We start from the raw sequence: 21,058 nt of genomic DNA, 5'->3' as shown, positions 1-21,058 counted from the left end.
TCGCCTTGGCCGACCTCCGTACCCCGCCCACCTCCCAAGGGGCCTTCCGGCGCACCTGGCGCATGGCCCGCGGCTGGTACGGTTCCGAGGAACGTGTGGTGGCCTGGGCGCTGACCGCGGCCACCCTCGCCCTCACCCTGGCGCAGATCGGCACGCAGCTTCGCCTCAATCTCTGGCACCGCGACTTCTTCAATGCGCTGGAGCAGCGTCAGGCGGGCGCCGGTGGCGCGCAGGTCTCGGTGTTCCTGCTGCTGGCCGGGCTGAGCATGGCGATCGCCGTCTCGCAGCTCTGGGCGCGGCAGATGCTGGCGCTGCGCTGGCGGCGCTGGCTGGTGCATCATCTGCAGGAGCGCTGGCTGGCCGATGCCTGCCATTACCGCATGGGGCTGATGCCGGATGCGGCGGATAATCCGGACCAGCGCATCAGCGAGAACACCCGCTGGGCCACCGCCATGGCGGTCGATCTGGCGACCGGGCTGCTGCATGCGCTGCTGACGCTGGCCTCCTTCGCCGGGGTGCTGTGGACGCTCTCGAGTGCGGTGCGGCTGGGCGGAATGGAGGTGCCCGGTAGTCTTGTCCTGGTCGCCGGCCTCTATGCGCTGGTCGGGGGCACGCTGACCTGGCTGATCGGCCGGCCCATGGTCGATATCAACATCCGCCGCAACCATGCGGAATCCGACCACCGCTTCGCCCTGCTGCGGCTGCGCGAGAGCGCCGAGGCGGTGGCGCTGATCCGTGGCAGTGCGGATGAGGCGACGGGGCTGCGCGGCAGCTTCGGCCGCGTGGTGGGCGTGATGCACGAGCTGCTGCGGACCGAGCGCCAGCTCATGTGGCTCGGCTCCGGCTTTGGGATGGTGGCGGCGGTCATCCCGCTGCTGCTGGCGAGCCCGGGCTACTTCGCCGGCGCGATCACGCTCGGGACGCTGATGCAGATGGCGCAGGCCTTCACCGAGGTGGTCCGTGCCCTTTCCTGGTTCCAGGAGAGCTGGCCGCGGCTGGCGGATTGGCGCAGCCATGTGGAGCGCATCGTCGCGCTGGAGGACAGCCTGGATGCCGCGGAGGCGCTCGGCGCCGAGAGTGGGATCGAGATCGAGGAAGGTGGCGAGGTACTGGCCTTCGAGGACCTCACGGTGCACGGGCCGGATGGCAAGGTGCTGATCGCCGGCGCCTCGGCCGAGATCCGCGCCGGGGAGCGCGTGCTGATCCGCGGCGAGAGCGGCACCGGGAAGAGCACGCTGTTCCGCGCCGCGGCGGGGCTCTGGCCGTGGGGCGAGGGCGTGGTCCGCGCCCCGGCGCGGGAGGCGATGATGATCCTGCCGCAGCGGCCCTACCTGCCGCTCGGCACGCTGCGGGAGGCGGTCTGCTACCCGGCGCCGGCCGGGCGGTTCAGCGATGCTTCGCTGCAGGCGGCGCTGATCCGCTGTGGGCTGCCGGGGCTGGCCGGGCGGCTGGACGAGGCGGGGCGGTGGGACCGGACGCTCAGCCTCGGCCAGCAGCAGCGCATCGGCTTCGCCCGGCTGCTGCTGCACCGGCCGCGCTGGGTGCTGCTCGACGAGGCGACCTCGGCGCTCGACGATGCCGGGCAGGCGGCGCTGATGGGGCTGTTCTCGGCGGAGCTGGCGGAGGCGACGCTGGTCTCGATCGGGCACCGGCCGGGCCTTGCCGAGCATCATGACCGGGTGCTGCAACTGGAGCCGGGGGCGCAGGGCGCGCGGCTGGTGTCGCCGCGCCCGGTGGTGACGCTGCCGGCGCTGGTGGTGGCGCCTTACCGGTAGGAATGGATGGCCGGGCGGGCCCCGGCCATCACGAGAGGGGTCAGAGCTCCACCTTTCCGGTGTGCAGCTTGAGGCGCATGTGGTCGGGCACGTCCTGCCCGGCATCGGTGAAAGCCTTGCGGAGCGCATTCATGCTGGGGCCGAAGATGCCGCTGCGGTTCTCGCTGCACCATTCGCGGGACTGCGCCGGCATCGCCAGGCTACCCTGGAAGCGGGGCATGACCCAGCGGGCGAAGAGCTCGTAGCTCCGCATCGTATCCTCGCGGTTCGCCCATTCATGGGCGCGGAAGAGCACGCCACCGGCGCCGCCCTCGGTATATTCGAGCAGGCGCTCGATCCCCTTGGCGATGGTCTCCGGGCTGCCGACCAGGGTGGTGCCGGCCTTGAGCCCGTCGCCCAGCGGGTTCTCGCTGCGCATGGGCGGGCGGCCGAGGGTCTCGCTGAAATAGGTGAGCGTCTCGACCCGTTCGCCGCGGGCGACGTCGTGGAAGGCGCGGTCGTCCTCCTCGGCGCAATGCATGTTGACGACGAGGCGCCAGCCATCGCGCGGCATGGTCTTGCCGTGCTTCTCCGCCTCGGCCTCGCCCTGGCGCCAGCTCTCGGCCAGCTTCTGCGGCCCACCCGGCAGGCCGGCACCGAGGGAGAGCAGGCCCACGCCATATTTGCCGGCGGTCATCGCGCCCGAGGGGGTGGTGGCGCTGGCGACCGCGATCGGGAAATGCGGATAGGTATAGGGGGCGAGGTGGAGACGCGCCTGGTTCAGCTCGAACCAGTCGGACTTCATCGTCACCGGCTCCTCGCAGGCGAGCAGCCTCATGATGGCGCCGAGGCTCTCGTCCATCATGCGGCGCTGATCCTCGGCCTTGATGCCCATCATATAGGCGTCGGAGACCAGGGCGCCGGGGCCGCAGCCCAGCATGGCGCGGCCGCGCGTCATGTGGTCGAGCTGGACGAAGCGCTGCGCCACCAGGAAGGGATGGTGGTAGGGCAGCGAGGTGACGCCGGAGCCGAGCATGATGTGCTTCGTCCGCTCCGCCGCCGCGCCGATCATGATCTCGGGCGAGGCGATGATCTCCCAGCCCGCCGAATGGTGCTCGCCGATCCAGGCCTCGTCATAGCCGAGGCTGTCGAGCCACTGGATCAACTCGAGGTCACGTCCGAGGGCGAGGGTCGGGTTGTCGCCCACGCGGTGGAAGGGCGCGAGGAAGATGCCGAAGCGCAAGCCGCGATGAGCCATGGATTCTGCCTTTTTTCCGGACGTCGGCGATGAGGCTAGCGCGCGATCGTCCCGGCTGAAAACCCCGGGCCGTCCCACCCGGGGATCCGGCCGGGGCCTGCCGTGCCGGAGGTGCAAGCCTGCGCTCCTGCCGAAGGCCCGGCCCGTGACGACAGCCGCGGAGCCGGTGTGCCCGCGTGCCATCAGGCGGACCACCCTTGGCAAGCCGGTGGGCGACCATGTTTGTGCGCTATCGGACGCAACCACCCCTGCTCGACAGTGTTTCGTGCCGACCGGGAATTGGATCGAATGTTACGAAACAGTCGGGCCAGGTCACCGCAGGAGGAGGCTCACATGGACGAGGACCGCATCGCAGGCGCGGCGAAGCAGGCGACAGGCGGCCCCCGAACCATCCTCGCCTGAGGAATGCAGCGCATCCCCCGGCGGATAACGGGCCGGAGCCCGGCATGAGGGCTTCGATCCATCTCCACACATCGCTTCCGATAGAAGGACATCATCGATGAACAGCGACAAGCTCGAAGGCGCGGCCCGCGGCATCGTGGGCAAGGCACAGGAAACCTTCGGCGACGTGACCGGCGACGAGCGGAACCAGGCCGAGGGTCTGGCCCGGAATGTCGCCGGGCGGGCGCAGGAAGCCTATGGCGACGTGCGGCAGTCGGCCGAGACCGCGGCGCAGGAGGTTGGGCGCTTCGTCGAGAAGCAGCCGGCGCTCTCGCTGCTGGTCGCCGGCGCGATCGGCTTCGCACTCGGCCTGATGACGATGAGCACGCTCTCCGACCCGCCGCGGCGCCGGTACTGGTAAGGCTGCGGAGCATCGCCAGGGCCGCGCCTCGCGGCCCTGGTGCCTTCCTGGGCCGATCAGAGCGTGCCGAGGAGATGCAGCACGATCTCCCGCCGATGCGGGCTGGTGCGGTGCTCGTACAGGTAGAGGCCCTGCCAGGTGCCGAGCACGGGGACCCCATCGGCCACCGGTACCGATAGCTGGGTCTGCGTCAGCGCCGTGCGGATATGGGCCGGCATGTCGTCGGGCCCCTCATCCTCATGCCGGTAGAGGCCATTGCCGCCATCCGGCACGAGGCGGCGGAAGAAGGCCTCGAGATCGGTGCGAACCTCGGGCGAGGCGTTCTCCTGGACCAGGAGGGAGGCCGAGGTGTGGCGGCACCAAAGGGTCAGCAGCCCGGTCATCAGCCCCTGGTCCGTTACCCAGCGGCGGACCTGGCCGGTGATGTCGACCAGGCCACGCCCGCGCGTCGTGACCTCGAGCCGGTGCAATCGCTGGTCCACATCGGCCTCCTTTCCCATTGCCGCCCGCTCGCGCCCCGCTACCGCGCCCGCTCCGCGACGCGCAGCGCGGCCGAGCCGCCGGTGACGCGGATGCGGGGGCCTCCCTCGCTCAGCCTGCCATCCTCGGCGACGCGAAGGACGGAGATGTCCCGCTCGACCATGTTGCCGACGAAGAGCATGCGGCCATCCGGCGAGAAGGCGACGCCCTGGGCCCAGGTACCGACCCTGGCCTCGGACACCACGGCGAGGCGCCCATTCTCGATGCGGAGGAGCTTCACCAGCCCAGGGCCGAAGAAGGGCGAGGTGTTCGGCTTGTTGGAGCCGTTCATCACCGTGACCGCGACCAGGCGGCTGTCGGGCCCGGTCTGGATACCTTCCGGCGTCTGGCCGACGCTGACCGTATCGACGATGCGGAAGGGCTCCCGCGTCAGGTCGATGAGGCTGACCGTATCGGCATCGCCCGTACCGCGGCCGATATTGGCGACGACGGCATGGCGGCCATCGGGCGTCATGGCGAGGCCATAGGGGCGGACGCCGGTGGTGATCTCCCGGTTGAGCTTCACCACCCGTTCGCCGTCGATCTGCAGCACGTTGACCGAGTGGTCGCCATAGCGGGTGACCAGGGCATGCCGGCCATCCGGGGTGAAGGCCACATGCGAGACCTCGGAGGAGACCGGGCCGATCTCCACCTTGCCGATGGCGCTCACCTGACCATGGGCAATGCGGTAGACGCTGACCGTGCCCTCCGCCCGGTTGGCGACGAGGGCCAGGGTGCCGGCGCGGTTGATGGAAAGGCCGGCCGGCGCGGCGCCGGTCGGCAGGGTCGCCACCAGTCGCGGCGGATTGGCGGTGAGGTCCACGACCGCCATGGTGGTGCCGGGGACGAGCTTGCCGGCATCCGCCGGGTCCCGTTGCTGGTTGGCGGTGACGAGGGCCAGGCGCTCATCCGGCGTGATGGCGACCGAGGCGGGCGGGCCGATGACGCTGGCCGGGATGGCGATCTCCGCCCGGATCTGCGGCGTGCCACCGGCGAGGTCGATGACCGTCAGCGTGTCCGGCGCCGGCTCCCTGAGGGTGCGGACATTGCCGTTCTCCAGCACCACCTTGTTGTCATTCGCCGAGAGCAGAAGCTGGGCCTGCGCCTGGCCGGCGCCGAGGCCCGCGGCAAGGATGCCAGCGAGCAGCAGGGTCTTCATGCGGATTCCTCCCTCCGGGTCTGGTGCCCGGTGAGGAAGTGTCCGCTGCGGCCAGCCGCAGCGCAAGCCGCGCTTGTGTGGCCGGGCGCAGCGGTAGAGATTGCGGCCGTCCGGGGATTCGGTTTGGAATGGCAATCACAATTCGTGGGGTGTTGCGCCGGTTGGGCGTGAAGAACGTATCGCTGCCGGCGACGCCGGCGCGCCCGCCGCAGCCCTATTGCTATCTCGGCGAGGGCCGCGCCCTGGCGCTGACCCATCGGGGCCAGATGATCTTTCTCGATACGCGCGACCTTGGCCTCACCCCGCATATCGCCATGCACGGCACCTGGGAGATGGATGTGGAGGCGGTGCTCGGCCGGCTGCTGCGGCGCGGGCAGCGCGTGGCCGAGGTCGGGGCCAATATGGGCTATCACAGCCTGACCATGGCCGAGGCGGTGGGGCCGGAGGGGCATATCGACAGCTTCGAGGCGAATCCGGCGGTGCTGCCGCTGCTGCGGGCGACACTCTCGGTGAACGGGTTCGGCGAGCGGGTGACGCTGCATCCGGTCGCGGCGCTGGATGCGCCGGGCGAGGTCAGCTTCAGCAGCGACCCGGAGCATATCGGCAGCGGCCACCTCGCCTTCGAGGTCGAGGCGGCGAATTACTCGCGCCGCGTCACGGTGCCGGCCGTCACGCTGGATGCCGCGCTGGCGGCCGTGCCCACGCTCGACCTGCTGCGGATGGATGCCGAGGGGTCCGAGCCGCAGGTGCTGCGCGGGGCGGCGGCACTTCTCGCCCGTTCGCCGGGGCTGCGCATCGTGACCGAATGGTCCGCGCCGATGATGGCGGTGCGTTGCGATCTGCCGGCCTTGGTCGGCTGGCTGGGCAGCGAGCTTGGCTTCCGGTTCTGGCGGATTGCGAAGGGTGGGGCGATGGAGCCGGTGCCGGCGGAAAGCCTGCCCCAGTTGCCGCATGGCGACGTGGTGATGATGCGCGGCGAGGGATAGGCACCAACGAGAAAGGGCGGCGGGTTGCCCCGCCGCCCCTGCCCTATCCTTCGCTGCCGCGGGGTTCAGCCCGCAGCGGCCTCGTCACCCTCGGCAACGCGCTCCGGCTTCGGGCCGCTATCCTGGCCCTTGGCGGCCGGGTCACGGTCCACCAGCTCGATCACCGCCATGGAGGCAGCGTCGCCATAGCGGATGCCGGCCTTCAGCACACGGGTGTAGCCACCGTTGCGGGCCTTGTAGCGCTCGGCGATGGTGGTGAAGAGCTTGTCCACCACCTTCTGGTCCATGATCTGCGCATAGGCCTGGCGCCGCGCATGCAGGCCGCCGCGCTTCCCAAGCGTGATGATGCGCTCCACATAGGGGCGCAGCTCCTTCGCCTTGGGCAGGGTGGTGGTGATCTGCTCGTGCTTCAGCAGGCTGGTCGCCATGTTGCGGAACATGGCGATGCGGTGGGTGGAGGTGACGCCGAGCTTCCGGCCGGCAATCCCGTGTCGCATGGTAAGGGCTTCCTAATCCGCCGGACTCAGAACGGCTCTTCGAGTTTCTTTGCCAGGTCCTCGATATTCTCGGGCGGCCAACCGGTAACGGTGAGGCCGAGCCCAAGGCCCATCGAGGCCAGGACTTCCTTGATCTCGTTCAGCGACTTGCGGCCGAAATTCGGCGTGCGGAGCATCTCCTGCTCGGTCTTCTGCACGAGGTCGCCGATATAGACGATATTGTCGTTCTTCAGGCAGTTCGCCGAGCGGACGGAGAGTTCGAGCTCGTCCACCTTGCGGAGCAGGTTGCGGTTGAAGGGCAGGTCGTCCCGCTCCTCCTCCACCTTGCGCTCGCGCGGCTCGTCGAAGTTGATGAAGAGCTGGAGCTGGTCCTGCAGGATACGGGCAGCGAGCGCCACGGCATCCTCCGGGGCGACGGTGCCGTCCGTCTCGATGTTCATCACCAGCTTGTCGTAGTCGGTCACCTGGCCAACGCGGGTCGGCTCGACCCGGTAGGCGACGCGGCGGACCGGCGAATAAATGGCATCGACCGGGATCAGGCCGATCGGTGCATCCTCCGGGCGGTTCATCGCGGCGGGGACATAGCCCTTGCCGGTGCCGACCGTGAGCTCCATCGAGAGGCGCGCGCCGTCGTCGAGGGTGCAGATGACGAGATCGGGGTTGGAGATCTCGATATCGCCCGTGGTCTGGATCTGGCCGGCGGTGACCTCGCCCGGGCCGGTCGCGGTGAGCTGGAGGCGCTTCGGCCCCTCGCCCTGCATCCGGATGGCCAGCTGCTTCACGTTCAGCACGATGTCCGTGACGTCCTCGCGGACGCCTTGGATGCTGCTGAATTCATGCAGCACGCCGTCGATGCGGATCGCCGTCACCGCCGCCCCCTGGAGGGAGGACAGCAGCACGCGGCGGATCGCATTGCCGAGCGTCATGCCGAAGCCGCGCTCCAGCGGCTCGGCAACGATGGTCGCGGTGCGGTCGGGGTCCGCCCCAACCTCGACACCCAGCTTCTCGGGCCGGATGAGCGACCGCCAATTCCTCTCGATCACGAGCAGTCTCCTAGGCCAGCCTCACGCAAGAACCGAAAATCGCGTCTCAGACGCGACGGCGCTTGCGCGGACGGCAGCCGTTATGCGGGATGGGCGTCACGTCCCGGATGGCGGTGACGTAGAAGCCAACCGCCTGGAGGGCGCGAAGCGCCGATTCACGACCCGAACCGGGGCCGCTCACCATGATCTCCAGCTGCTCCATCCCATGCTCGCGAGCCTTGCGGCCAGCATCCTCGGCCGCGACCTGCGCCGCATAGGGGGTGGACTTCCGGCTGCCCTTGAAGCCCTGGCTGCCGGAGGAGGACCAAGCGATCGCGTTGCCCTGGGCGTCCGTGATCGTCACGATGGTGTTGTTGAAGCTGGCGAGCACATGGGCCACGCCGGAAGAGATGTTCTTCCGTTCCTTCTTGCGCGGCGCGCGAGCGCCGCCACGGGGTTCGCGGGCCATATTACTTCGTCACCTTCTTCTTGCCGGCAATGGCCACGGCCTTGCCCTTGCGCGTGCGGGCATTGGTGTGCGTGCGCTGACCGCGGACCGGCAGGCCCCGGCGATGGCGCAGGCCACGGTAGCAGGCCATGTCCATGAGCCGCTTGATATTCATCGCGACTTCACGGCGGAGGTCACCCTCCACGCGGTACTCACGGTCGATCAGCTCGCGGATGCGGAGGATTTCCTCATCGGTGAGCTGGTTCACGCGACGGTCCTCGGGGATGCCGAGCTTCCCGCAGATCTCAACCGCGTTCTTCGGACCGATGCCGTAGATGTAGCGCAGCGAGATTTGCACGCGCTTGTTCGTGGGGATGTTCACTCCGGCGATGCGCGCCACTGCTCAGCTCCTGGAGCCTGTCGCTCCTGCTCCCGCCGGAGTGGCGCTGCCACCCGCGACGATATGATCAACCCAAAAATGCCAACGGCGAAACGCGGCCGGGAGTGCCCTGGCGCATTGCCCAGAGGCCAACTCTGACCGCGAGAGGCGCGGACTATACCGAGAGCCCCCTTGCCGTCAACCCTTGTCCCCGAGGATCGCCTCGATCTGCCGGGCGACCTCGCCCATCTCCGCCATTCCATCCACCACCCGCAGGACGCCCTGGGCGGCGTAATAGGGCAGCAAGGGCGCGGTCTGGCGGTGATAGGCCTCCAGCCGTGCGGCAACCAGCTCCGCCTTGTCGTCGGCGCGCCGGGAGAACTCCGTGCTGCCGCAGACATCGCAGGTGCCGGGCTTCGCCGTCGGCTTGAATTGGTCGTGGTAGCCCTCCCCGCACTTGGCGCAGGTGAAGCGACCCGAGATGCGGTCCACCAGGGCCACGTCGTCGACCTGCAGCTCGATGACATGATGGAGGGGCATGGCCTTCTCCTTCAGCATCAGGTCGAGCGCCTCCGCCTGCGGGACGGTGCGGGGAAAGCCGTCCAGGATGAAGCCCTGGGCCACATCCGGCTGGGCGACCCGGCCGGCCAGCATGGCGATGATGATGGCATCCGGGACCAGCTCACCCCGTTCCATGATGGCCTTGGCCTGGCGCCCGACCTCACTGCCGGAGCGGACCTCGGCCCGCAGCATGTCGCCGGTCGAGATCTGCTTCAGCCCGTGCCGGTCTTCCAGGCGCTTGGCCTGGGTCCCCTTCCCGGCCCCGGGCGGGCCCAGCAGGATCAGGTTCATCGGTTGTCCCCCCCTTGCGTCGTCTCAGCGCGGCCGCGGCGCGCCGCGGCCACCCAGCCGAGCCTTGCGGATCAGGCCTTCATACTGGTGCGCGAAAAGATGGGACTGCACCTGCGCCACGGTGTCCATCGTCACCGACACGATGATCAGCAGCGACGTACCGCCGAAGTAGAAAGGCACGCCGTAATGGCTGATCAGCAACTCCGGCAGGATGCAGACCAGACAGAGATAAAGCGCGCCGATCGCGGTCAGGCGCGTCAGCACCCGGTCGAAATAGTCGGCCGTATGCTGGCCGGGCCGGATCCCGGGAACGAAGCCGCCATACTTCTTCAGGTTGTCCGCCGTCTCCACCGGGTTGAAGACAACCGCGGTGTAGAAGAAGGCAAAGAAGATGATGAGCGCCACATAGAGCGCCATGTAGAGCGGCTGGCCATGGGCAAGCGCGGCGCTGACGGTGCTGAGCCACCCATCGGAAGTCGGGTCGGCGGCGAATCCGGCGATGGTCGCCGGCAGCAGCAGCAGCGAGGAGGCGAAGATCGGCGGTATGACGCCGGCCGTATTCAGCTTCAGCGGCAGATGTGTGTTCTCGCCGCCGAACATGCGGTTGCCCACCTGGCGCTTCGGATACTGCACCGGGATGCGCCGCTGGGCCCGCTCGACGAAGACGACGAGGGCGATGACCGCCAGCGCGATCGCCATGAAGACGATGATGAAGATGGTGGACAGCGCCCCGGTCCGGCCGAGCTCGAGTAGCGAGACGAGGGCATGCGGCAGGTTGGCCACGATGCCGGCGAAGATGATCAGCGAGATGCCGTTGCCGACGCCCCGGGCGGTGATCTGCTCGCCCAGCCACATCAGGAACATCGTCCCGCCGACCAGCGTGATGACGCAGGAGAGGCGGAAGAACATCCCCGGATCCCCCACCGCCGGCCCGAAGCTGCCGCGCATGCTCTCGAGGCCGACGGCGATGCCATAGGCCTGGAAGATGGCGATCAGGACGGTCAGGTAGCGGGTATACTGGTTGATCTTCTTGCGGCCCGACTCGCCCTCCTTCTTGAGGGTTTCGAGCGCGGGCACGGCCGCCGTCATCAACTGGATGATGATGCTGGCCGAGATATAAGGCATGATGTTCAGCGCAAAGACGGTCATGCGCCCGAGCGCACCACCGGTGAACATATCGAACATGCCGAGAATCCCGCCGCCATGCTGGCGCAGGATCTCCCCCATCACCCCGGCATCCACCCCCGGGACCGGCACATAGGTGCCGAGCCGATAGACGAGGAGCGCGCCCAGGGTGAACCACAGGCGCTTCTTGAGCTCGGTCGCCTTGGACAGCACCCCGAGATTGAGATTGGCCGCAAGCTGCTCGGCTGCGGAGGCCATGGATCCTAAACCCTCCTCACGACAACGGCGCCACCAACCGGAGGGGAGCCCCCCGGCCGTGGCGCCGCAGCCACGAACCTGATCTCTAGGTAGCGAGCGGCCCGTCGGGCCGCAAGCATCACGCTTCGGCCGGGGTCTCTTCGGCCGCGGGCGGGTTCAGCAGGGTGATCGTTCCACCCGCCGCCTGCACCGCCGCCACCGCGCTAGCGGAAGCACCGGAGACGGTGATGGTCACCGCCCGGCTCAGCGTGCCCTGGCCCAGCAAGCGAATGCCAGCCAGCTTCGGGCCGGTCCGAACAATGCCAGCAGCCCGCAGCGCGGCCTCGTCGATCGGCTGGTCACCTGGCAGCTTGCCCTCGGTGATCGCCTGCTCGAGACGGCCGAGGTTCAGCGGCGCATATTCCTTGCGGAAGATGTTGACGAAGCCCCGCTTCGGCAGGCGCCGGTAGATCGGAAGCTGGCCGCCTTCGAAGCCGTTCAGCGACACGCCTTCGCGCGCCTTCTGGCCCTTCACGCCCTTGCCGGAGGTCTTGCCCTTGCCAGAGCCGATGCCGCGGCCAAGCCGCTTCGACTTGTAGCGCGCGCCGTCATTGTCGCGCAGCTCGTTCAGTTTCATGGGTCTTGCTCCCCGCTCAGCCTTCCACCTTGATGAGGTGGGCCACCTTGCGGATCATGCCGCGGACGGAGGGGGTATCCTCCAACTCCCGCGAACGGTGCATCTTGTTGAGGCCGAGGCCGATCAGCGTCTCGCGCTGGCCCGGCTTACGGCCGATCGGCGACCCGGTCTGGGTCACCTTCACGGTCTTCTTCGTCTCAGACATTCGGAGCCTCCGCGGCCGGGGTCTCGGCCGGGGCCTGGTCCTTGCGCGGCCCGAGCAGATCCGAGACCTTCTTGCCACGCCGGGAGGCGACGGCACGCGGGCTCGTGCTGCGGGTCAGGGCCGAGAAGGTGGCCTTGATCATGTTGTGCGGATTGGTCGAGCCGAGGCACTTGGCCACGACATCGCCCATGCCGAGCGTCTCGAAGATCGCGCGCATCGGGCCGCCGGCGATGATGCCGGTGCCGGCGGGCGCCGCCCGCAGGATCACCCGGCCAGCGCCGAACTCGCCGATGACGTCGTGGTGGAGGGTCCGGCCTTCCCGCATCGGAACGCGGATCATGGTCCGCTTCGCCTGCTCGGTCGCCTTGCGGATCGCCTCCGGCACCTCGCGGGCCTTGCCGGCACCCCAGCCGACGCGGCCCTTCTGGTCGCCCACCACGACGAGCGCGGCGAAGCTGAACCGGCGGCCACCCTTCACCACCTTGGCGACGCGGTTGATGGTGACGAGCTTGTCCTTCAGCTCATCGCCATCCTGGCGCTCCTGGCGGTTCTCGTTCTCGCGGCCACGGCCACGGCCACGACGGCGATCGCCGCCCTCGCCGCCATGCTCGCCGCCGCCACCGCTATGAGGGGTACGTGCCATCTATGCGATCCTCAGAACGACAGCCCGCCCTCGCGGGCGGCGTCGGCCAGGGCCTTGACCCGGCCATGATACAGGTAAGGCCCGCGGTCGAAGACAACCTTGTCGACACCAGCGGCGAGCGCACGCTCGGCCACCAGCTTGCCGACCTGGGTCGCGGCGTCCTTGTCGGCGCCGGTCTTCAATGCCTCGCGCATCGGCTTCTCGATCGAGGAAGCAGCGGCGAGGGTGCGGCCCTGGGCGTCGTCGATCACCTGGGCATAGATGTGCTTGCCCGAGCGGAAGACGGAGAGCCGCGGGCGACCGCCGCTCTTGAGCTTCAGCTGGTAGCGCAGCCGGGACCGGCGGCGCGTTTGCAGTGCGAGCTTGTTGGACATTACTTCTTCTTACCCTCCTTCCGGAGGATCTGCTCATCGGTGTAGCGCACGCCCTTGCCCTTATAGGGCTCGGGACCACGCCAGGCGCGGATCTCAGCGGCCACCTGACCGACCTGGCGCTTATCCGCCCCTTCCACCTTCACGGCGGTCGGGCGTTCGCAGGTGATCTTGATGCCGGCCGGGATCGGGTAGCGGACCTCATGGCTGTAGCCGAGGTTCAGTACCAGATCGCTGCCCTGCACCGCGGCGCGGTAGCCGGTGCCGTTGATCTCCATCGACTTCGTGAAGCCGGTGGAAACGCCCGTCACCATGCTGTTGATGAGGCTGCGGGTGGTGCCCCACATCGTGCGGCTGCGGCGATCGTCCCGGCGCGGCTTCACCGCCACCTGGTTGTTCTCGATCTCCACATCCACTTCATCCGTCAGGTCGAGCTTGAGCTCGCCATTCCGGCCCTTGGCCACCACGGTCCGGCCCTGCAGCGCCACCTGGACGCCGCTCGGCACCGGGACGGGATATTTGCCGACGCGCGACATGCTGTATCCCTCCCTTAGAACACGCGGCAGAGGACTTCGCCGCCGACATTGGCGACGCGGGCCTCGGTATCGCTCATCACGCCACGGGGCGTGGAGAGGATGGAGATGCCGAGCCCGTTATAGAACTTCGGCAGTTCCTTGATCTTCGAATAGACGCGCCGGCCAGGCTTGGAGATGCGGGTGATCTCCTTGATGGCGGGCTCGCCTTCGGAATACTTCAGCTCGATCTCGATGCGGCTGACGCCAGGGCGCTCAAGCTCCACCCGCCAGGCGCGGATGTAGCCTTCACGCTTCAGCACGTCGAGCACATCGGTCCGCAGCCGGCTGGCCGGGGCGACGCAACGCGTCTGCCGGGCCCGCTGGGCATTGCGGATACGGGTGAGCAGATCCCCGAGCGGATCGGACAAAGACATATCCCCGCTCCCTTACCAGCTTGCCTTGGTCACGCCGGGCAGCTGGCCAGTATTGGCGAGCTCCCGCAGCATGTTCCGGCTGAGCTTGAACTTGCGATAGTTGCCGCGCGGGCGGCCGGTGAGCTCACAGCGCAGGCGCACGCGCACCTTGGCGCCGTTGCGCGGCAGCTGCGCCAGCTTCAGGGTCGCGTCAAAGCGGTCCTCCACCGGCAGGGTGCGGTCCATCACGATGCCCTTCAGCGCCGCGCGCTTGGCAGCATGCGTCGCGGACAGCTTCGCGCGACGCTTGTTCTTCTCGACTGCCGAAGTCTTGGCCATACGGTTCTATCCTCCGGAACCTGCCCGGCAGCGCCGGGCGGTTTTCCAAGATCAGTTCTGGAAGGGAAGCTGGAACGCCTTGAGCAGCGCCTTGGCTTCCTTGTCGGTCTTCGCCGTGGTGACGAACTGGATGTCCATGCCACGAACCGTATCCACGCGATCGTAGTTGATCTCGGGGAATACGATCTGCTCCTTCAGGCCCATGGCGAAATTGCCACGGCCGTCGAAGCCCCGGGTACCCGGGAGGCCACGGAAATCCCGAACGCGCGGCAGGGCGATGCTGACGAGCCGGTCGAGGAACTCGTACATCCGGGCCTTCCGCAAGGTCACCTTGCAGCCGATCTGCTGACCTTCGCGGATCTTGAAGCCGGCGATCGCCTTCTTCGCCTTGGTCCGCACCGGCCGCTGGCCGGCAATGGCCGTCAGGTCGGCCACCGCAGCGTCGAGCTTCTTGCCATCGGCCGCGGCTTCGCCGACGCCCATATTGATGACAATCTTCTCCAGCTTCGGCACTTCCATCGGGTTCTTGTAGCCGAACTCCTCGACGAGCCGCTGCCGCACCACCTCGGCGTAGAAGACCGCGAGCCGCGTCTTCTCAGCCGGCGACGCGGCGGACTTGCCGGGCTTCGCGGCGACCGAGGTCACGGTACGGGAGCCTTCCTCGCGGTTGGCCTCCGGCTTCTTGGCGTTGGCCGCAGCGCCCTTCTTGGCGCCGCCCTTCTTCGAATCGCTCATGCGTCAAGCACCTCGCCCGAAGGCTTCGCCACCCGCACCTTCTTACCATCCTCCAGCACGCGGAACCCGACGCGGGTCGGCTTGCCGGACTTCGGATCGAGGAGCGCCAGGTTGGACAGGTGGATCGGCGCCTCCTTTTCCTGGATCCCGCCGGGCTGGTTCATGCCCTGCGGCTTCCGGTGGCGCTTCACCACGTTCACGCCCTGCACGAGGGCACGCTTTTCCGTCGGGTTCACGGCGATAACCTCGCCGCGCTTGCCCTTGTCACGACCGGTCAGAACCTGAACGCGGTCGCCCTTGCGGATCTTCGCCGCCATGGTCAGAGGACCTCCGGCGCCAGCGAGATGATCTTCATGTACTTACGGGCCCGAAGCTCGCGCACGACCGGTCCGAAAATACGGGTACCGATCGGCTCGCCCTGCTTGTTGATGAGCACGGCGGCATTGCTGTCGAAACGGATCGCCGTGCCATCGATGCGGCGCACCGGATAGGAGGTGCGGACGATGACGGCGCGATGCACCTCACCCTTCTTCACCTTGGCGCGCGGGATCGCTTCCTTCACGGAGACGACGATGATGTCACCGACGGACGCCGTCTTCCGCTTCGAGCCACCCAGCACCTTGATGCACTGGACGCGGCGCGCGCCGGAGTTGTCGGCAACCTCGAGATTAGCTTCGACGCCGATCATGCCGACACCGCTGCGTTCGTGGCTTCCAACGGATTACCGTTGCGGAGAACCACCATCCAGGCCTTCCGCTTGGACAACGGCGGGCATTCCTCGATCTGCACGAGGTCGCCTTCCTTGCAGAGGTTGGCCTCGTCATGCGCCGCGTACTTCTTCGAGCGCTTGATAAACTTCTTATAGAGCGGATGCATCACGCGACGCTCGACAAGAACGGTGACCGTCTTGTCCATTTTGTCGCTGACCACCCGGCCCGTGAGGACGCGCTTCGGCATAGCCGCCGGTCTCCCCTTAAGCCTTGGGTTGAGAAGCTGCCGAGCGACGCCGCTCGTGCAGGACGAATTTGATGCGGGCGATGTCGCGCCGCACCAGCTTGATGCGGCCGGTCGCCTCAAGCTGCCCGGTCGCCCGCTGGAAGCGCAGGTTGAACTGCTCCTTCCGCAGGTCGAGGAGCTGCGTCTGCAGCTCGTCCGGGGTCCTGGCGCGGATATCCGCAATCTTGGTCATGGTCTTACGCCTCCGCCGCGCCGAGGCGCGACACGATCTTGGTCCGGATCGGCAGCTTGGCCGCGCCGAGGGTCAGCGCTTCCTTCGCCGTCTCGAGCGAGACGCCGTCGATCTCGAACATCATGCGACCCGGCTTGATGCGGGCCACCCAGTATTCCGGCGCGCCCTTGCCGGAGCCCATGCGGACTTCGGCAGGCTTGGTCGAGACCGGCACATCCGGAAAGATGCGGATCCAGACGCGGCCCTGACGCTTCATCGCGCGGGTGATGGCGCGGCGAGCGGCCTCGATCTGCCGGGCGGTCACCCGCTCCGGCTCCAGTGCCTTCAGGCCGAACCCGCCGAAGCTCAGCGAGAACCCGCCCTTGGCGAGACCCTTGATGCGGCCCTTATGGGCCTTACGGAACTTGGTGCGCTTGGGCTGCAGCATCTCACATCATCCCTCAGCGCTGCGGCGCCTGCTCGGCGGCGCGCTTGTCCTGCGCCATCGGGTCATGGGCCAGGATCTCACCCTTGAAGATCCAGACCTTCACGCCGCAGGTGCCATAGGTGGTCTTGGCGGTGGCGGTGCCGAAATCAAGGTCGGCGCGCAGCGTGTGCAGCGGCACCCGGCCTTCACGGTACCATTCCATCCGGGCGATCTCGGCGCCGCCGAGCCGACCGGAGCAGTTGATCCGGATGCCGCCGGCGCCGAGGCGCATGGCCGACTGCACCGCGCGCTTCATGGCGCGGCGGAAGGCGACCCGACGCTCGAGCTGCTGCGCGATGCTCTCGGCAACCAGCGTCGCGTCGATCTCGGGCTTGCGGATCTCGACGATGTTCAGCGCAACCTCGGCCCCGGCAAGCCGGGCCAGGTCCTTGCGCAGCACCTCGATATCGGCGCCCTTCTTGCCGATGACGACGCCCGGTCGGGCGGCGTGGATCGTGACGCGCGGCTTCTTCGCCGGGCGCTCGATCACCACGCGGCTGACGCCAGCGCCCTTCAGGCGCGTGCGCAGCGTCTCGCGCAGCTTCAGGTCCTCATGCAGCAACCGGGAGTAATCGTCGCCAGCGAACCAGCGGCTGTCCCAGGTACGGTTGATGCCGAGGCGGAACCCGATCGGATTGACTTTATGACCCATGTTACGCGGCCTCCTGCTGGGCCGGGGCCGTGGCCGGCTGCTCGGCGACCACGATCTTCAGATGGCTGAACCACTTCTCGACGCGAGCCGCACGGCCGCGGCCGCGGGCGGAGAAGCGCTTCATCACCTGCGAACGTCCCACCTCGGCACGGGACACCACGAGCTGGTCGACATCCAGCTGATGGTTGTTCTCGGCATTGGCGATCGCGCTTTCCAGCGTTTTTTTCACGGTCTGCGCAATGCGGCGCTTGCTGAAAGCGAGCGTCGCAATAGCATCCTGCGCGCGCCGGCCGCGGATCAGGCCCGCGACCAGGTTGAGCTTACGCGGGCTGACGCGGATATTCCGCAGAATGGCCTGCGCCTCGGTCTCAGGAAGACCGCGTTCGTGCTTCGGCTTGCTCATCGGATCAGCCCCGCTTCGCCTTCTTGTCGGACGAGTGCCCGGTGAAGGTGCGCGTCGGCGAGAACTCGCCGAACTTGTGACCCACCATGTTCTCCGACACCTGCACGGGAATGAACTTCTTCCCGTTGTAGACACCGAAGGTGAGCCCGACGAACTGCGGGAGGATCGTGCTCCGACGCGTCCAGATCTTGATGATCTCGTTGCGCGTCGAAGCCCGTGCGGCCTCCGCCTTGTTCAGCAGGAAGCCGTCCACGAACGGCCCCTTCCATATGCTGCGCGGCATCGCCCTCAGCCCTTCGTCGCGGTGCGGCGGCGGACAATGAGCCGGTCCGTCCGCTTGTTGTTGCGCGTCTTCGCGCCCTTGGTCGGCTTGCCCCAGGGGGTGACCGGATGACGGCCACCGCTGGTCCGGCCCTCGCCACCACCATGCGGGTGGTCGACCGGGTTCATCACCACGCCGCGGTTATGCGGACGGCGGCCCAGCCAGCGGGAGCGACCAGCCTTGCCGATCTGCTGGTTCGAGTTGTCGGGGTTGGACACCGCCCCAATCGCTGCCATGCACTCGGCGCGCACGGTGCGGACCTCGCCCGACATCAGCTTCAGCTGGGCGTAACCGGCATCCTTGCCGACCAGCTGAACATAGGTGCCAGCCGAACGCGCGATCTTGCCACCGGCACCCGGCTTCAGCTCGACATTGTGCACGATGGTGCCGACCGGAATGGCGGCCAGCGGCATCGCATTGCCCGGCTTGATGTCAGCCCGTTCGGCAGCCAGCACCTGGTCGCCAGCCTTCAGGCGCTGCGGCGCCAGGATATAGGCGAGCTCGCCATCCTGGTACTTCACCAGCGCGATGAAGGCGGTGCGGTTCGGGTCGTATTCAAGCCGCTCGACCGTGGCCGGCACGCCGAGCTTGGTCCGCCGCTTGAAATCGACCAGACGGTAGCTCTGCTTGTGCCCGCCGCCCCGGAACCGGACGGTGGTGCGGCCGTGGTTGTTGCGGCCGCCGGAATGGGACTTGCCCTCCGTCAGCTGCTTGAGCGGCTTGCCCTTCCACAGCTCATCCCGCTTGACCAGGATGGTGCCGCGAAGGCTCGGCGTGACCGGATTGAAATTCTTGAGCGCCATGGTTCAGGCGAGCCCCGTCGTCAGATCGATCGTCTGGCCTTCAGCCAGGCGCACGATAGCCTTCTTCCAGTCCGAACGCTGGCCCGGGCGATTGCGGAAGCGCTTGGCCTTGCCCTTCACCACGAGGGTGTTGACGGCCAGCACCTTCACCCCGAACAGCGCCTCGACCGAGGCCTTGATCTCCGGCTTCGTCGCTTCGAGAGAGACCTTGAAAACGACCTGACCCTGCTCAGTCAGCTGCGTCGCCTTCTCCGTCACCACCGGCGACAGGATGGTCTGATACATGCGCTCCTTCGAGAGGAGCGGCTTTGCCTGCGTCTCGCTCATGCCAGCCGCTCCGTCAGCGCCGCAACGCCGGCGCGGGTCAGCGCCAGAACATCGTGGTTCAGGATGTCATACACATTGGCGCCCATGGTCGGGAGCACATGCATATGCGGCAGGTTGCGGATGCCGCGGCCAAAGCTCTCATCCACCTGCGCGTCAACCACGAGTACGCTGGACCAGCCGAGCGCCTTGAGCTGCTTCGCGAGCACCGAGGTCTTCGCCTCTGAGGCAGCGGCGGTGTCGAGCACCACCAGCTTACCCTCGGCCGCCTTCTGGCTGAGAGCGCTGATGAGGCCGAGCCGGCGGACCTTCTTGTTCAGCGAATAGCCATGGTCGCGCACGACCGGACCGTGGACGACGCCACCGGTGCGGAACTGCGGCGCACGCAGAGAGCCCTGGCGGGCGTTGCCCGTGCCCTTCTGGCGATACGGCTTCTTCGTGGTGCCGGAGACTTCACCCATCCCCTTTACCTTGTGGGTACCCGCCCGCCGCTTGGCGAGCTGCCAGTGAACGACCCGCGCCATGATATCGGCGCGCGGCTGCGCTGCGAACAGCGCCTCCGGCAGCTCGATCTCGCCTGCCGTGCCGTTATCCAGCGTGATGACCGGAACCTGCATCGTACTTGGTCCTTACGCCGCGGCCGTCGGGAAGGGTGCCTCGGCATGGCGCGCGCGCTTCACAGCGTCCCGCACCAGCACATAGGCACCTTTGGACCCGGGCACCGCGCCCTTGATCAGCAACAAGCCTCTATCGAGATCGAAACCGGCGATCTCGAGGTTCTGCGTGGTGATGCGCTCACTACCCAGATGGCCTGCCATCTTCTTGTTCTTGAAGGTCCTGCCCGGATCCTGCCGGTTGCCGGTCGAGCCATGCGAACGATGGCTGATCGACACGCCGTGCGAGGCCTCAAGGCCGGCAAAATTCCAGCGCTTCATGACGCCGGCGAAGCCCTTGCCCTTCGAGACGCCGGTAACGTCCACGATCTGGCCCTTGACGAAATGCGCCGGGCTCAACCGCGCGCCCGGCTCGAGCGCCGCATCGGCACCCACCCGGAACTCGACGAGCTTCTTCGGCGCCTCGACACCGGCCTTGGCGAAATGGCCGCGATTGGCCTTCGTGACATTCTTCGGCTTCGCACGCCCGATCCCGAGCTGGACGGCATCATAGCCATCCTTCTCGGTCGTGCGGCGAGCGATAACGCGCACCTCATCGAGATGCAGGACGGTCACGGGGACCGTGCTGCCATCGTCGTTGAACAGCCGGGTCATGCCCAGCTTCTTGGCGATCAGGCCGGTGCGGCCGGTCTTGGCGGCCATGGCTAGTAACTCCCCCTGGCCTTAGAGCTTGATCTCGACATCCACGCCCGCAGCGAGGTCGAGCTTCATCAGCGCGTCCACGGTCTGCGGGGTGGGGTCGACGATATCAAGCAGGCGACGATGCGTGCGGATCTCGAACTGCTCGCGGCTTTTCTTGTCGACATGCGGCGAGCGGTTGACGGTGAAGCGCTCGATTTCCGTCGGCAGCGGAATCGGGCCGCGCACACGGGCGCCCGTCCGCTTCGCGGTATTCACGATCTCCCGCGTGCTGCCATCGAGCACGCGGTGATCGAACGCCTTGAGGCGGATGCGGATATTCTGGCTGTCCATGGTGAGCGGACCGATCCTCGACTGAGTCTGAGACTTACTTCACGATGGAGGCGACGACGCCGGCGCCGACGGTACGGCCGCCTTCGCGGATGGCGAAGCGGAGGCCCTGGTCCATGGCGATGGGGGCGATCAGCTCGACATCCATCGTCACGTTGTCGCCCGGCATCACCATCTCGACGCCTTCCGGCAGCTTCACGATCCCGGTCACGTCGGTGGTCCGGAAGTAGAACTGCGGCCGGTAGTTGGTGAAGAACGGCGTGTGGCGCCCGCCCTCCTCCTTGGTCAGGATGTAGGCCTCGGCCTTGAAGCCGGTATGCGGCGTGATCGAGCCGGGCTTCGCCAGCACCTGCCCGCGCT

At 67.6% G+C, this 21,058-nt stretch carries 34 protein-coding genes; 3 read left to right on the top strand and 31 right to left on the bottom strand.

The genetic code is table 11. The annotated features are described in order from the left end of the window. Positions 1-5: 5 nt before the first annotated feature. Entirely contained in the window at positions 6-1,775 is a 1,770-nt protein-coding gene (locus tag BLR02_RS24830) for an ABC transporter ATP-binding protein/permease (RefSeq protein WP_090665039.1), read from the top strand. Between the two features lie 40 nt (positions 1,776-1,815). Here the strand turns inward: BLR02_RS24830 and BLR02_RS24825 are convergent, their stop codons facing one another. Further along, positions 1,816-3,012 (bottom strand): LLM class flavin-dependent oxidoreductase, encoded by a 1,197-nt coding sequence (locus tag BLR02_RS24825; protein ID WP_176849805.1) that lies wholly within the window; start codon positions 3,010-3,012, stop codon positions 1,816-1,818. Between the two features lie 499 nt (positions 3,013-3,511). Between BLR02_RS24825 and BLR02_RS24820 the strand changes: the two genes are divergently transcribed. Next, a complete protein-coding gene (locus tag BLR02_RS24820; RefSeq protein ID WP_090570033.1) occupies positions 3,512-3,814 on the top strand; it encodes a CsbD family protein in 303 nt (100 codons plus the stop codon). A gap of 56 nt (positions 3,815-3,870) precedes the next feature. Here the strand turns inward: BLR02_RS24820 and BLR02_RS24815 are convergent, their stop codons facing one another. Together BLR02_RS24815 and BLR02_RS24810 are read right to left on the bottom strand one after the other, a co-directional pair. Then, positions 3,871-4,296: a secondary thiamine-phosphate synthase enzyme YjbQ gene (locus BLR02_RS24815; protein WP_090570084.1), complete on the bottom strand. Its 426-nt coding sequence runs from the start codon at positions 4,294-4,296 to the stop codon at positions 3,871-3,873. Between the two features lie 38 nt (positions 4,297-4,334). Continuing rightward, positions 4,335-5,492: a lactonase family protein gene (locus BLR02_RS24810; protein WP_090570030.1), complete on the bottom strand. Its 1,158-nt coding sequence runs from the start codon at positions 5,490-5,492 to the stop codon at positions 4,335-4,337. A gap of 128 nt (positions 5,493-5,620) precedes the next feature. On the opposite strand from BLR02_RS24810, the gene BLR02_RS24805 reads away from it, so the two are divergent. Beyond that, positions 5,621-6,478: an FkbM family methyltransferase gene (locus BLR02_RS24805; RefSeq protein ID WP_090665037.1), complete on the top strand. Its 858-nt coding sequence runs from the start codon at positions 5,621-5,623 to the stop codon at positions 6,476-6,478. 65 nt (positions 6,479-6,543) lie between these two features. On the opposite strand, the gene rplQ is transcribed toward BLR02_RS24805, so the two are convergent. The 28 genes from rplQ to BLR02_RS24665 all read right to left on the bottom strand — a co-directional run. Then, complete coding sequence (gene rplQ, locus BLR02_RS24800; protein WP_090665036.1) at positions 6,544-6,975, bottom strand: 50S ribosomal protein L17; 432 nt, start codon at positions 6,973-6,975, stop codon at positions 6,544-6,546. 26 nt (positions 6,976-7,001) lie between these two features. Continuing rightward, entirely contained in the window at positions 7,002-8,024 is a 1,023-nt protein-coding gene (locus BLR02_RS24795; RefSeq protein WP_090570021.1) for a DNA-directed RNA polymerase subunit alpha, read from the bottom strand. 40 nt (positions 8,025-8,064) lie between these two features. Further along, a complete protein-coding gene (gene rpsK, locus BLR02_RS24790; RefSeq protein WP_043340413.1) occupies positions 8,065-8,466 on the bottom strand; it encodes a 30S ribosomal protein S11 in 402 nt (133 codons plus the stop codon). Position 8,467: 1 nt separating this feature from the next. Then, positions 8,468-8,845, bottom strand: a complete 378-nt coding sequence (gene rpsM / locus BLR02_RS24785) for a 30S ribosomal protein S13 (RefSeq protein ID WP_090570017.1) — start codon at positions 8,843-8,845, stop codon at positions 8,468-8,470. Between the two features lie 177 nt (positions 8,846-9,022). Continuing rightward, positions 9,023-9,676 (bottom strand): adenylate kinase, encoded by a 654-nt coding sequence (locus BLR02_RS24780; RefSeq protein ID WP_090570014.1) that lies wholly within the window; start codon positions 9,674-9,676, stop codon positions 9,023-9,025. Between the two features lie 24 nt (positions 9,677-9,700). Next, positions 9,701-11,059: a preprotein translocase subunit SecY gene (secY, locus tag BLR02_RS24775; protein ID WP_090570011.1), complete on the bottom strand. Its 1,359-nt coding sequence runs from the start codon at positions 11,057-11,059 to the stop codon at positions 9,701-9,703. A gap of 118 nt (positions 11,060-11,177) precedes the next feature. Next, positions 11,178-11,675 (bottom strand): 50S ribosomal protein L15, encoded by a 498-nt coding sequence (gene rplO / locus BLR02_RS24770; protein WP_090665035.1) that lies wholly within the window; start codon positions 11,673-11,675, stop codon positions 11,178-11,180. A 16-nt stretch (positions 11,676-11,691) separates the two neighbouring features. Next, positions 11,692-11,880: a 50S ribosomal protein L30 gene (rpmD, locus tag BLR02_RS24765; protein ID WP_090570006.1), complete on the bottom strand. Its 189-nt coding sequence runs from the start codon at positions 11,878-11,880 to the stop codon at positions 11,692-11,694. Then, entirely contained in the window at positions 11,873-12,523 is a 651-nt protein-coding gene (gene rpsE / locus BLR02_RS24760) for a 30S ribosomal protein S5 (protein ID WP_090570004.1), read from the bottom strand. The genes rpmD and rpsE overlap by 8 nt, the downstream gene beginning before the upstream one ends. 11 nt (positions 12,524-12,534) lie before the next feature. Beyond that, entirely contained in the window at positions 12,535-12,897 is a 363-nt protein-coding gene (rplR, locus tag BLR02_RS24755) for a 50S ribosomal protein L18 (RefSeq protein WP_090570001.1), read from the bottom strand. Continuing rightward, positions 12,897-13,430 carry a 50S ribosomal protein L6 gene (rplF, locus tag BLR02_RS24750; RefSeq protein WP_090569998.1) on the bottom strand — a complete coding sequence of 178 codons (534 nt, stop codon included), beginning with the start codon at positions 13,428-13,430 and terminating at the stop codon, positions 12,897-12,899. The genes rplR and rplF overlap by 1 nt, the downstream gene beginning before the upstream one ends. A 14-nt stretch (positions 13,431-13,444) precedes the next feature. Then, entirely contained in the window at positions 13,445-13,843 is a 399-nt protein-coding gene (rpsH, locus tag BLR02_RS24745) for a 30S ribosomal protein S8 (protein ID WP_090569996.1), read from the bottom strand. A gap of 12 nt (positions 13,844-13,855) precedes the next feature. Next, entirely contained in the window at positions 13,856-14,161 is a 306-nt protein-coding gene (gene rpsN / locus BLR02_RS24740; protein ID WP_090569993.1) for a 30S ribosomal protein S14, read from the bottom strand. A gap of 51 nt (positions 14,162-14,212) precedes the next feature. Continuing rightward, entirely contained in the window at positions 14,213-14,896 is a 684-nt protein-coding gene (rplE, locus tag BLR02_RS24735; protein WP_090569990.1) for a 50S ribosomal protein L5, read from the bottom strand. Further along, positions 14,893-15,213 (bottom strand): 50S ribosomal protein L24, encoded by a 321-nt coding sequence (gene rplX / locus BLR02_RS24730; protein ID WP_090569987.1) that lies wholly within the window; start codon positions 15,211-15,213, stop codon positions 14,893-14,895. Before rplX ends, rplE begins: the two co-directional genes overlap by 4 nt. Positions 15,214-15,215: 2 nt before the next feature. Next, positions 15,216-15,584 (bottom strand): 50S ribosomal protein L14, encoded by a 369-nt coding sequence (gene rplN / locus BLR02_RS24725; protein WP_090569984.1) that lies wholly within the window; start codon positions 15,582-15,584, stop codon positions 15,216-15,218. Next, positions 15,581-15,853, bottom strand: coding sequence for a 30S ribosomal protein S17 (gene rpsQ / locus BLR02_RS24720; protein ID WP_090569981.1), 273 nt, complete (start codon positions 15,851-15,853; stop codon positions 15,581-15,583). Before rpsQ ends, rplN begins: the two co-directional genes overlap by 4 nt. A gap of 16 nt (positions 15,854-15,869) precedes the next feature. Continuing rightward, the gene (rpmC, locus tag BLR02_RS24715) at positions 15,870-16,085 is read right to left on the bottom strand and encodes a 50S ribosomal protein L29 (RefSeq protein ID WP_090569978.1); all 216 of its coding nucleotides are present in this window, start codon (positions 16,083-16,085) and stop codon (positions 15,870-15,872) included. A 4-nt stretch (positions 16,086-16,089) separates the two neighbouring features. After that, on the bottom strand, positions 16,090-16,512 hold the full coding sequence (rplP, locus tag BLR02_RS24710) for a 50S ribosomal protein L16 (protein WP_090569975.1): 423 nt from the start codon (positions 16,510-16,512) through the stop codon (positions 16,090-16,092). Between the two features lie 13 nt (positions 16,513-16,525). Beyond that, positions 16,526-17,203 carry a 30S ribosomal protein S3 gene (rpsC, locus tag BLR02_RS24705; protein WP_090569972.1) on the bottom strand — a complete coding sequence of 226 codons (678 nt, stop codon included), beginning with the start codon at positions 17,201-17,203 and terminating at the stop codon, positions 16,526-16,528. Position 17,204: 1 nt separating this feature from the next. Continuing rightward, the gene (gene rplV, locus BLR02_RS24700; RefSeq protein ID WP_090569969.1) at positions 17,205-17,606 is read right to left on the bottom strand and encodes a 50S ribosomal protein L22; all 402 of its coding nucleotides are present in this window, start codon (positions 17,604-17,606) and stop codon (positions 17,205-17,207) included. Positions 17,607-17,610: 4 nt separating this feature from the next. Continuing rightward, positions 17,611-17,889, bottom strand: coding sequence for a 30S ribosomal protein S19 (gene rpsS / locus BLR02_RS24695; protein WP_090665034.1), 279 nt, complete (start codon positions 17,887-17,889; stop codon positions 17,611-17,613). 5 nt (positions 17,890-17,894) lie between these two features. Next, positions 17,895-18,731, bottom strand: coding sequence for a 50S ribosomal protein L2 (gene rplB / locus BLR02_RS24690; RefSeq protein ID WP_090569963.1), 837 nt, complete (start codon positions 18,729-18,731; stop codon positions 17,895-17,897). 3 nt (positions 18,732-18,734) lie between these two features. Further along, positions 18,735-19,058, bottom strand: coding sequence for a 50S ribosomal protein L23 (locus BLR02_RS24685; protein ID WP_090569958.1), 324 nt, complete (start codon positions 19,056-19,058; stop codon positions 18,735-18,737). Then, positions 19,055-19,672, bottom strand: a complete 618-nt coding sequence (gene rplD / locus BLR02_RS24680) for a 50S ribosomal protein L4 (RefSeq protein WP_090569955.1) — start codon at positions 19,670-19,672, stop codon at positions 19,055-19,057. Before rplD ends, BLR02_RS24685 begins: the two co-directional genes overlap by 4 nt. 12 nt (positions 19,673-19,684) lie before the next feature. Continuing rightward, positions 19,685-20,371: a 50S ribosomal protein L3 gene (gene rplC, locus BLR02_RS24675; protein ID WP_090569952.1), complete on the bottom strand. Its 687-nt coding sequence runs from the start codon at positions 20,369-20,371 to the stop codon at positions 19,685-19,687. A gap of 21 nt (positions 20,372-20,392) precedes the next feature. Further along, positions 20,393-20,701 carry a 30S ribosomal protein S10 gene (gene rpsJ, locus BLR02_RS24670; protein ID WP_007004401.1) on the bottom strand — a complete coding sequence of 103 codons (309 nt, stop codon included), beginning with the start codon at positions 20,699-20,701 and terminating at the stop codon, positions 20,393-20,395. 34 nt (positions 20,702-20,735) lie between these two features. Continuing rightward, a partial coding sequence (locus BLR02_RS24665) for an EF-Tu C-terminal domain-related protein (protein WP_456303803.1) occupies positions 20,736-21,058 on the bottom strand: 323 nt, incomplete at its 5' end.

The organism is Belnapia rosea (assembly GCF_900101615.1).
GTDB classification, from domain to species: Bacteria; Pseudomonadota; Alphaproteobacteria; order Acetobacterales; family Acetobacteraceae; genus Belnapia; species Belnapia rosea.
Note: the sequence above shows the minus strand (reverse complement) of the source record. Positions and strands in the feature narration are given on the sequence as shown.